This window comes from Nocardioides sp. URHA0020, from assembly GCF_000620705.1.
Taxonomy (GTDB): domain Bacteria; phylum Actinomycetota; class Actinomycetes; order Propionibacteriales; family Nocardioidaceae; genus Nocardioides.
This window is the reverse complement of the sequence record NZ_KK211168.1, coordinates 470,567-481,170: the sequence shown is the minus strand read 5'-3', so window position 1 is coordinate 481,170 and position 10,604 is coordinate 470,567. Positions and strand designations below refer to the sequence as shown.

Genomic DNA, 10,604 nt, shown 5'->3' with positions numbered 1-10,604 from the left:
GCTCGGTCGATCGTCGCTGGACCGCGCTGCGGCGCGACAGGTCGGGGAGCGCGTCGTACTCACCGCGGATCAGGGCCTCGCGCTTGCGGCGGCTCCAGCCCTGGACCCGTTTCTCGAACGCGAAGGCCTGCTCGATCGAGTCGGACCAGGAGCACCAGACGAGCGAGACCGGTTGCCGGTGGCGGGTGTACGCCGCTCCGAGGTCGGGACTGTTGTGCTGCCACACGCGTGACTCGACGTCCCAGGTGCTTCCGACGTAGTAGGTGCCGTCAGCGCACCGGACGATGTAGGTGTACGGCATCTCGTCAGGGTCCGTCGGCACGGATCCGAGTGCAACGGGGCGGGGCGTGCCTGTGGATGGGCGGTGGTTTCGAGGCTCAGGCCTGGCGGCCTTCGCACCTCAACCACCGGGGGCCGCGGGGCGGTGGTTTCGAGGCTCAGGCCTGGCGGCCTTCGCACCTCAACCACCGGGGCCGGCGCCCGGCCTTCGCACCTCGACCACCGGGGCCGGCGCCCGGCCTTCACAGCTCGACCCACCGGCCTGGCGCGCGGGCCCGCGTTTCGTGGGCGTTACCTCCGGGGCGGACGCTCGTTGAGCGTCTGGGAGAACACGTTCTAGTGAGAGCGGGAGGTGCAGCGGTGGCGGTGTCGGCTGCGTCGATCGTCCGGGGGCCGGGCGAGATGGCAGCGATGACCGTCGACGTCGCCAAGCGCACCTTCACCACGCCGTTCCAGTTCCGCGAGTTCATCGAGCAGGCGTGGTTCATCACCAGCGTCACGCTGATGCCGACGGTCCTGGTCTCGATCCCGTTCGGCGCCGTGATCTCGCTGCAGGTCGGCAACCTGACCGGCCAGCTCGGCGCCCAGTCGTTCGCCGGTGCGACCGCGGTGCTGGCGGTCGTGCGCGAGGCGGCCCCGATCGCGGCCGCGCTGATCATCGCCGGGGCGGCGGGCTCCGCGATCTGCTCCGACCTCGGCGCGCGCAAGATCCGCGAGGAGATCGACGCCATGGAGGTCCTCGGCGTCGACCCGATCGCCCGGCTCGTCGTACCCCGCGTGCTGGCGACGATGTTCGTCGCCTTCATGATCATCGGCATCGTGATCGGCGCCGGGATCGGCGGCGGCTACTTCTTCACCGTGATCGTCCAGGGTGGGTCGGCCGGCGCCTTCCTGTCGTCGTTCACCGCCCTGGCCAGCATCAACGACCTCTACATCGCGATCGTCAAGGCCGTCATCTTCGGCGGGATGGCCGCGATCGTCGGCGCCTACAAGGGCCTGAACGCCGGCGGCGGCCCGAACGGTGTCGGCCGCGCGGTCAACGAGTCGGTGATCGTCGCGTTCATGCTGCTCTTCTTCATCAACGCCGTGATCACTGCGATCTACTTCCAGGTCGTCCCCCCGGCGGGCCTCTGATGGCGAGCATCGGCGAGCTGGGCGGCTCCTTCGTCAAGGGACGACGCAGCTCCCTCGAGCAGTACGGCGACCAGCTGCTCTTCTACGTGAAGGCGCTGCTGTGGGTCCCGCGCGCCATCAGGCGCTACCCCCGCGAGATCACCAGCACCCTGGCCGAGGTCACCTTCGGTGCCGGCGGGCTGACGCTGATCGCCGGCTCCGCGGGAGTGATCGCCTTCCTGGCGTTCTTCGCCGGCACCGAGGTCGGCATCCAGGGCTACGCGTCGCTGAGCCAGCTCGGCGTCGCGAAGTTCAGCGCGTTCATCTCGGCCTACTTCAACACCCGCGAGGTCGCCCCGCTGATCTCCTCGATCGCGCTCGCCGCGACCGTCGGTTGCGGCTACACCGCACGGCTCGGCGCGATGCGGATCTCGGAGGAGATCGACGCGCTCGAGGTGATGGGCATCCCGTCGCTGCCGTTCCTGGTGACCACCCGGATGATCGCCGCGTTCGTCGCGGTGATCCCGTTGTACGTCGTGGCGCTGAGCGCGTCGTACCTCTCGCCCCGGCTGATCACGACCTACATCTACGGGCAGTCGCCGGGCACCTACGACCACTACTTCCTGCAGTTCTTGCCGCCGATCGACATGCTCTGGTCGTTCTTCAAGCTGCTCTTCCTGGCGACCGCCGTCATCCTGATCCACTGCTACTACGGCTACACCGCCTCGGGCGGTCCTGCCGGCGTGGGTACGGCGGTCGGCCGCGCGATCCGCACCAGCATCGTCACGATCGTGGTCGCCGACTTCTTCCTGAGCTTCGCGATCTGGGGATCCACCACGACCGTCAGGATCACCGGCTGATGCTCGTCAACATCTACCACGACAGCCCGGCGGAGCACCGTCGGCTGCTGCTGGCAGGTGTCGTCTTCCTGACCGTGATCGCGCTGCTCGTCGCGCTGTCGATCGCGGTCTACCAGAAGACCTTCGAGCGCTCCACGACCGTGACGATCAAGGCGGACCGGGCCGGCCTGCAGCTGGCGAAGTTCGGCGACGTGCGGCTCAACGGTGCCCTCGTCGGCCAGGTCCGCAAGATCGACCAGGACGGCAAGCAGGCCGAGATCACCGTCGCCCTCGAGCCCGACGAGGCCGATCAGATCCCCGCCAACGTCTCGGTCGAGATCCTGCCCACCACGCTCTTCGGCCAGAAGTTCGTCTCCTTCGTCCGTCCGAAGCACCCGTCGTCGACCTCCCTGGCCGACGGCGCCGTGATCCCGGCCAGCCGGGTCGAGACCAACGTCGAGCTGAGCCGGATCCTGGCCAACCTCTTCCCGCTGCTGCGCGCCGTCCGACCCGCTGATCTCAATGCCACGCTCAACGCGCTCGCGACCGCTCTGGGCGGGCGCGGTGAGCAGCTCGGACGGACGATGGACGAGCTGGACACCTACCTCGGCCGGATCGGCCAGCACCTCCCGACGCTGCGCGAGGACCTGGTCAGGCTCGCCGACGTGGCCCACACCTACGACCTCGCGGCCCCCGACCTGCTGGCCGTGCTGCAGAACGTCACCACGACCGGGCAGACGATCGTCGACAACAAGGCGCAGCTCGGGTCGTTCTTCTCCGACCTCCGGGGCGTCGCCGACACCTCGACCCGCGTGCTCCGGCAGAACGAGAGCAACCTGATCCGCTTCGGCCAGGTCTCCGAGCCGGTGCTCAGGCTGCTGGCCGTCTACTCACCGGAGTTCCCCTGCCTGATCAAGGGCGCGGCGAAGTACGCCCCCCGGCTCGCCAAGACCTTCGAGGGCAACCAGGTCAAGCAGTACCTCGAGCTCGGCACGCCGCAGTACCGCGCGTACGACGAGCGGGACCGCCCGACGTACGGCGAGGTCGGCCACGGCCCCTGGTGCCTCGGGCTGCCCGACGCGCCGGTGCCGGTGCCGCCGGTCGCGCTCGACCAGGGCAGCGACATGGACGAGCATCCACCGACGTCGCCCGTGCCGGACCTGCTCGGCCTCAACCGCGTCGGCGCCGACTACTCGGGCAGCGCGGGCGAGCAGCAGATCCTCAACGCGATGCTCTCCCAGCGGTCCGGGGCGGACGCCCGCCGCTACGGCTCGCTCGGCTCGCTCCTCTACGGACCGCTCGTGCGTGAGTCCGCAGGGGGTGCGCGATGAGCTCGCGCAACGCCACCACCATCGCCGCGGGCATCAAGCTCGGCATCTTCACCGTGGTCTCGCTCCTGGTCACCGGCCTGCTGGCGGCGATCATGGGCAACATCGGCTTCGGCGCCGGCACGACGTACCGGGCCGTCTTCTCGACGGCGTCGATGCTGCAGAAGGGCGACGACGTCCGGGTCGCCGGGGTCAGCGTCGGTGAGGTCAAGAAGGTCGAGCACTACCGGCGCACCCAGGCGCTGGTCACCTTCCGGGTCAAGTCCGACCTGCCGCTGACGACGGCCTCGCACGCCGAGATCCGGTTCCTCAACCTGGTCGGCGACCGCTACCTCGCCCTCGAGCAGGGCGGGGACCGGACGGCGACGGCGCTCGCGGCCGGTGGGACGATCCCGATCCGGCAGACCAAGCCCGCGCTGGACCTGACCGTGCTCTTCAACGGGTTCCAGCCGCTCTTCCAGGCGCTGAACCCCGAGCAGGTCAACGACCTGAGCATGAACCTGGTCCAGGTGCTCCAGGGCGAGGGCGGCACCGTGCAGGGTCTGCTGCAGAAGACGGCGTCGCTCACCAACACCCTCGCGGACCGTGACGAGCTGATCGGCGAGGTGGTCACCAACCTCAGCCAGACCCTCGCCACCGTCGACAGCCGCCACCAGCAGCTCAGCGAGCTCGTCGTCGAGCTCAAGAACTGGATGACCGACCTCGCGCGCGACCGGTCCACGATCGGCTCCTCGCTGCAGAACATCTCCGACCTCACCGTGGTGGTCGCCGACCTGGTCCGCCAGGGCCGGCCGCTGCTCAAGTCCGACGTCGCCAAGCTCCGCAGGCTCGCGGCGCTGCTGAACAAGAAGGCCTCCCGCAAGCAGGTGATCGAGATGCTCGACCGACTGCCCGAGTCGATGACCGACCAGACCCGCACCGGCACCTACGGCAGCTGGTACAACTACTACATCTGCGGCTTCAGCGGCCGCATCACGCTGCCGGCCGGCCTCGGTGACCTCCCCGGCGTCAAGCAGCTGATGGACGAGCTCAACCACCTCGACTTCCACTCCACGGCGCCGCGCTGCAACGGGGCGACGGCCCCATGAGCGCGACCAGCCGGTACGGCGAGGCACGGGTCCTGCGGCTCGGCGCGATCACGCTCGTGCTGATGGCGCTGATCCTGGCCGCGTCGTTCAACCTCGGGAAGTTCCCCGGGTTCAGCGGCACGACCTACCGCGCCGAGCTCAAGGACGCGAGCGGGCTGCACCAGGGCAACATGGTCCAGGTCGGCGGCATCCGCGTGGGCCGGGTCCAGGACGTCGCCCTCAAGGACAGCCACACGGTCGTCGTGACCTTCAGCGTCGACAACGGGGTGGAGCTCGGCCAGGACAGCAGCGCCTCGGTGGAGGTGCTCAGCCTGCTGGGGGAGAAGTACCTCGAGGTGCAGCCGGCCGGACCGGGCCAGCTCGCCGCCGACGACGTGATCCCGACCGAGCGGACCCGGTCGGCGTACGACATCGTCGGCGTCTTCACCGACCTGACGTCGACGACGGAGCGGATCGACACCGACCAGCTCGCGCAGGCGCTCGACGTGGTCGCCGACACCACCAACAAGGCGGCCCCCGAGATCGAGCAGAGCTTCCGCGGCATCGCCCGGCTCTCGGAGTCGGTGGCCTCGCGCGACGAGCAGATCCAGACCCTGCTCCGAAGCTCGCAGAGCGTGAGCAAGGTGCTCGCCGCGCGCGGCGACGACCTGGTGACACTGATGAAGAACAGCGACCTCGTCTTCCAGGAGGTCCGGCGTCGCAAGGAGGCCGTGCACCTGTTGCTGGTCAACGCGCGGTCCCTGGCCAAGGAGCTGCGCGGGGTCGCAGCCGACAACAAGGCGCAGCTGGGCCCGGCGCTCCAGCAGGTCGACGACCTGCTGGCCCTGCTCAACTCCAAGGACAAGGAGCTCAAGGCGACGCTGGGAGCCCTCGGCCCGTACGTCGACATCCTCAGCAACATCATCGGCACCGGACCGTGGTTCGACGCCTACGCCTCCAACCTGCTCGCCATCCCGACCGGCGAGTTCGTCCCGACCCGGATGGACGACTGACATGGCCATCACCACGGTCCCGGGCCGCGTGCTCGCCGGCGTCGTCGCGCTGGTGCTGGTCGTCGGGGTCTACGTCTTCGTCGTCCGCGACGAGGCGAAGCCCAAGACGGTGACCGCACACTTCCCGCGTGCGGTCAGCATCTTCGCGGGCAGCGACGTGCGGATCCTCGGGGTCAACGTCGGCCGGGTGACCGCGGTCGTGCCCGAGGGCAACTCGGTGCGGGTCGACATGGAGTACGACGCCCAGTACGACGTGCCCGCCGACGCCAAGGCCGTCATCGTCACGCCGACGCTCGTGGCGGACCGGTTCGTCCAGCTCACCCCGGCGTACGACGAGGGCGACACGCTGATGGCCGATGGTGCCGACATCCCCCTGCCGGACACCGGGGTGCCGGTCGAGCTCGACCGCATCTACGCGAGCCTGCGCGACCTCTCCGAGGCGCTGGGACCCAACGGCGTCAACCACGACGGCACCCTCAACCACGTGCTCACCGCCGGCGCCGACGCGCTGGACGGGCAGGGTGCAGCGGGCAACCGGATGCTCACCGAGCTGGCCGCGGCGGCGCAGACCTTCGGGGAGGGGAGCGGCCCGCTCTTCGACACCGTGACCCGGCTCGCGGAGCTCACCACGACCCTGGCGCAGAACGACCGGTTCGTGCGCGCCTTCGTCCAGGACCTGGCCGGGGTCTCGGCGCAGCTGGCCGGGGAGCGCACCGAGATCCGGCAGTCGCTGGCGGCCGTGGCCGACGCCGTCGGCACCGTGAAGGGCTTCGTCCACGACAACCGCAAGGCGCTGGTGGCCGACGTGGAGAGGCTCACCCGCGTGATGCAGACGATCAACTCCGAGAAGGACAGCCTCGACACCGCCCTCCAGGTCGCACCCACCGCGATCGGCAACCTGAGCCTGGCGTTCAACTCCGAGACCGGCACGATCGGCTCCCGGATCGGGATCAGCGGCAACGCCTGGGACGCCGACGGCTTCCTGTGCTCGGTCGTGCAGCAGGCCGACCTGCCCGCCAAGAGCGCGGACCTCGCGTGCAGCCTCTTCAAGCAGCTCCTCGAGCCGGTGGAGGGCCAGCTGCCCACGATCCCGCCCGCGGTGCCGCAGGGCACGTCGGCCAACCGGGTGGCGCCCGGTGGTTCGCTGAGTGCCCTGATGGGCGGCGGCTGATGACGCGGGTGCCGCGCTGGTGCGTGCCGGTGATCCTGGTGGTCGTGGTCGCCGTGGCGGCGAGCGGCTGCAAGTTCGACGGCGCCTACGACCTGCCGCTGCCCGGATCGCCGGTCTCGGACGACAACTCCTTCCAGGTCACCGCCGACTTCGCCGACATCCTCAACGTGGTCCCCAAGTCGCCGGTGATGGTCGACGACGTCACGGTCGGGGAGGTCACCGACGTGGAGCGCGTCGGCTGGCACGCCCGGGTCACCATGCGCGTCAAGGACAACGTGGAGCTGCCGGACAACGCGGTCGCCGACATCCGCCAGGTCAGCCTGCTGGGGGAGAAGTACGTCGCGCTGGAGCCGCCGCCCCAGGGACGGCCGACCGGACGGCTCTCCGACGGCGACACCATCGGGCTCGCCGACACCGGACGCAACCCCGAGGTCGAGGAGGTGCTCGGCGCGCTGTCCTTCCTGCTCAGCGGTGGCGGCGTGGCCCAGCTCGGCACGATCACCCAGGAGCTCAACCAGGTCATGGACGGCCGGACCGACCGGCTGCGGCACCTCCTGGACTCCCTCGACGACGTGGTCGGCACGATCGACGCCCAGAAGGCCGACATCATCAACGCGATGGAGTCGATCGCCCACCTCACCGCGACGCTCAACGCGGAGAGGAGGACCATCACCGACGCGCTCGACGTGGCCGGTCCGGCGGTGCGGGTGCTGGCCGAGCAGCACGACGAGCTGGTCGCCATGCTCGGCTCGCTCGACCGGCTCGGCAAGGTCGGCACCCGCGTCATCGGGGCGAGCAAGGACGACATCCTCGCCTCGCTGGACCACCTGCAGCCCATCCTGGCCGAGCTGGCCGAGGCCGGTGACTCGCTCGCTCCGGGCCTCAACCTGCTGGTCAGCTTCCCCTTCCCCAAGGAGGCCGGCGACATCGTCAAAGGCGACTACGCCAACACCTCGATCCGCGCCGACATCAACCTCGAGAACGTCATCCCCAACGGCCAGGACGGCGGCGGCGTCCCCGGCCTGCCGGACCCCGGCGAGGTGCTCAGCCAGGTCGACAGGTGCCTGCGCAGCGGCAACCTGACCAGTGCCGCGTGCCGCAAGGTGCTCGACTCCGTGGACCTGCTCAAGCAGCTGCGCGCGGACTGCAGGAAGAAGGCCTACCGCGACAACCCGGTGTGCACGGTGATCAACGCCGTCCCCGGGTCCGGCACGGTCCCGCCCGACGACGACGGGGGGCTGCTGGGCGGGCTGCTCACCGGCCTCGTCGGCGGGGCCGACCCGCGAGTGGCCGCTCCGGCCCCGACCGCTCTCTACGGAGGCCCGCAATGACGCGCGGCGTACGCAACCGGATCGTCGCGTTCGTGGTCCTGAGCGCGGTCGGCATCGTCTACATCGCCGGGTCCTACCTGGGCCTGGTGGATCGCGTGCTCGGCCGGGGCATGAACGTGCACGCGACGCTGCCGACGTCGGGCGGGCTCTTCGAGGGCAGCGAGGTCACCTACCGCGGCGTGAAGGTCGGCAAGGTCTCGAGGATGCAGGCGACCACGAAGGGCGTGATGCTCGACCTCGCGCTCGAGGACGGCACCAGGCTGCCGGTCGACTCGCCGATGTACGTCCACAACCTGTCCGCCGTGGGGGAGCAGTACCTCGACTTCGAGCCGCCGGACGACCAGGGCCCGTACGTCGAGGCCGGGGACGTGCTCCACGGCACGGCCAGGTCGATGCCGGTCGACGAGTCCGACCTCCTCGTCGAGCTCGACCAGTTCGTGTCGTCGGTCGACCAGGAGAGGCTGCAGACCGTCGTGCGCGAGCTCGGCACGATGTTCAACGACACCGGAGTCCCGCTCCAGCGGCTGCTCGACAACGGCAGCAGATTCATCCGTCAGGCCTCGGCCCACACCGACGAGACCATCGCGCTGCTCGACCAGGGCAAGAAGGTGCTGACGACGCAGCAGGGGGAGAAGGAGAACATCCGCTCGCTCTCGCGCGACCTGCACTCGCTCACGGGCGCGCTGGCGGCCAGTGACGACGACCTCGAGAAGGTCCTCGACGGCACCCCGGGGACCGCCCGTGAGCTCGACGCCCTGCTGACCGACCTCGAGCCGACCCTGCCGGTGCTGCTCGGCAGCGCCGTCAGCGTCAACCAGGTCGTCGTCTCGCACCTCGACGGGGTCGAGCAGCTGCTCGTGACCTATCCGAGGACGATCTCGTCGGGCTTCACCGGCACCCCCGGCGACGGCTACGGCCACGTCAACCTGCAGCTCGCGTACAACCAGCCGCCGTGCACCGACGGCTACCGGCCGCGCAACCAGTGGCGTCCGCCGAGCGACCTGAAGGACGCCACCATCTACCCCGCCCACTGTGCGAGCGGCCCGCCGTTCGCGATGCGCGGGGCCAACTACTCACCCGGCACGGCGGCCAACCCGTCGCCCGGACGGCTCTACCGCTCGTCGTACGACCCGCGAACAGGGATCATCGGAGGTGCAGTGGACAAGAACGGCGACCCGGTCCGGTTCGTGGACCCGGGCAACCTGTCGATCCTGGGAGATGACGCGTGGAAGTGGTTGCTGGTGGGTCCGGTGACGACCCGGTGAGGCGGCTGCGCATCGGCCTCTACGTGCTGGCCCTGCTGCTCGGCTGCGCCGTCGTGTTCGGTGGCGTGCTCGTCCAGCGTGAGCACCAGGACCGCCAGCGTGCGGCCGCGGACCAGGAGCGGTACGGCGACGTGCTCGACGCGGCACGCGCGGAGGTCCAGGCGTTCGTGAACATCGACTACACCAAGGCCCAGGAGAGCATCGACGCGGTGGCCGCGGGAGCGACCGGTGACTTCGCCAAGCAGTACGACACCAGCACCAAGGACGTGGTCAAGATCCTGACGAAGGCCAAGTCGGTGATGGAGGGCACGGTGCTCTGGGCCGGGGTCGTCGACTCCGACCAGGACAGCGCCTCGGTCATCGTCGCCACCTCCGGCACCGTCGCCAACACCTCGACCGGCAACAAGCCGGTCGCCCGCCAGTTCCGGATCAAGGTGGACCTGGTGCGCGAGGGCGGCAGTTGGAAGACCAGCAACGTGGAGTTCGTCGGATGAGCGCCCCGCGCAAGGGCCAGTCCCGTGCCGCCACCGGTCGGCCGCGCACGGTCGCCGGGCGGGGGAGCGAGCGCGCAGCGGTCGTCCCGGACCAGGACCCCGTCGCCGAGCAGCCGCCGTCGGCGCGCGTCGTCGAGACCACCGGTGGCCGCGGGCGCACGACGTACGTCCTCCTCGCCACGATCGTGGTGCTCGCCCTCGTCGGCCTCGGCGAGATCGTCTACCTCGCGCGCGACCCCTCCCCGACGGTGTCGGCCGCCCGCCCGGTCGTGACCGGCGAGGTCAGCCACCGAGCGGCCGTGGCGGCGGCGGCCAACGCGACCGAGCAGATCCTGTCCACGACCTACCAGGACTACGACGGCCAGGTGGACAAGGCCGCGGAGCGGATGACCGAGGCGTTCGCGAAGGAGTACCGCGCGACGTCGGGCGACATCAAGGACCAGTTCATCGCGCAGCAGACCAAGCTCCAGGTGAAGGCGGTCGCGCAGGGCGTCGTCCAGGCCTCGCCCGCGCAGGTCCAGGCGCTGCTCTTCCTGAACCAGTACGTCGAGAAGGTGCAGGACGGCAAGCCGCGGACGGCATACGCGCAGTACCGGGCGCTGGTCACCGTGGTCCACACCGACCACGGCTGGCTGGTCTCCGACATCGAGACCAAGTGACGGGACAAACTAGAACACGTTATAGTTGAGACCGTGCGCGGACAG

At 69.9% G+C, this 10,604-nt stretch carries 11 protein-coding genes; 10 read left to right on the top strand and 1 reads right to left on the bottom strand.

Annotation, left to right across the window (positions count from 1 at the left end):
- Nucleotides 1-322, bottom strand: a 322-nt coding sequence (locus tag N542_RS24900; protein ID WP_231482654.1) for a GIY-YIG nuclease family protein, incomplete at its 3' end; no start/stop codon positions are given.
- Between the two features lie 317 nt (nucleotides 323-639).
- On the opposite strand from N542_RS24900, the gene N542_RS0114020 reads away from it, so the two are divergent.
- The 10 genes from N542_RS0114020 to N542_RS0113975 are packed head-to-tail and all read left to right on the top strand — an operon-like array spanning nucleotide 640 to nucleotide 10,559.
- Nucleotides 640-1,413, top strand: coding sequence for an ABC transporter permease (locus tag N542_RS0114020; RefSeq protein ID WP_028644461.1), 774 nt, complete (start codon nucleotides 640-642; stop codon nucleotides 1,411-1,413).
- On the top strand, nucleotides 1,413-2,252 hold the full coding sequence (locus tag N542_RS0114015) for an MlaE family ABC transporter permease (RefSeq protein ID WP_028644460.1): 840 nt from the start codon (nucleotides 1,413-1,415) through the stop codon (nucleotides 2,250-2,252). The genes N542_RS0114020 and N542_RS0114015 overlap by 1 nt, the downstream gene beginning before the upstream one ends.
- Complete coding sequence (locus tag N542_RS0114010; RefSeq protein WP_028644459.1) at nucleotides 2,252-3,562, top strand: MCE family protein; 1,311 nt, start codon at nucleotides 2,252-2,254, stop codon at nucleotides 3,560-3,562. The genes N542_RS0114015 and N542_RS0114010 overlap by 1 nt, the downstream gene beginning before the upstream one ends.
- Entirely contained in the window at nucleotides 3,559-4,647 is a 1,089-nt protein-coding gene (locus tag N542_RS0114005; protein ID WP_028644458.1) for an MCE family protein, read from the top strand. The genes N542_RS0114010 and N542_RS0114005 overlap by 4 nt, the downstream gene beginning before the upstream one ends.
- A complete protein-coding gene (locus N542_RS0114000) occupies nucleotides 4,644-5,639 on the top strand; it encodes an MCE family protein (protein ID WP_051551773.1) in 996 nt (331 codons plus the stop codon). Before N542_RS0114005 ends, N542_RS0114000 begins: the two co-directional genes overlap by 4 nt.
- Nucleotide 5,640: 1 nt before the next feature.
- Complete coding sequence (locus N542_RS0113995; RefSeq protein ID WP_028644456.1) at nucleotides 5,641-6,810, top strand: MCE family protein; 1,170 nt, start codon at nucleotides 5,641-5,643, stop codon at nucleotides 6,808-6,810.
- Nucleotides 6,810-8,141, top strand: coding sequence for an MCE family protein (locus N542_RS24895; protein ID WP_028644455.1), 1,332 nt, complete (start codon nucleotides 6,810-6,812; stop codon nucleotides 8,139-8,141). Before N542_RS0113995 ends, N542_RS24895 begins: the two co-directional genes overlap by 1 nt.
- On the top strand, nucleotides 8,138-9,406 hold the full coding sequence (locus N542_RS0113985) for an MlaD family protein (RefSeq protein WP_028644454.1): 1,269 nt from the start codon (nucleotides 8,138-8,140) through the stop codon (nucleotides 9,404-9,406). Before N542_RS24895 ends, N542_RS0113985 begins: the two co-directional genes overlap by 4 nt.
- Nucleotides 9,403-9,900: a hypothetical protein gene (locus N542_RS24890; RefSeq protein WP_051551771.1), complete on the top strand. Its 498-nt coding sequence runs from the start codon at nucleotides 9,403-9,405 to the stop codon at nucleotides 9,898-9,900. Before N542_RS0113985 ends, N542_RS24890 begins: the two co-directional genes overlap by 4 nt.
- A complete protein-coding gene (locus N542_RS0113975; RefSeq protein WP_028644453.1) occupies nucleotides 9,897-10,559 on the top strand; it encodes a hypothetical protein in 663 nt (220 codons plus the stop codon). Before N542_RS24890 ends, N542_RS0113975 begins: the two co-directional genes overlap by 4 nt.
- The last annotated feature ends 45 nt before the right edge of the window (nucleotides 10,560-10,604 follow it).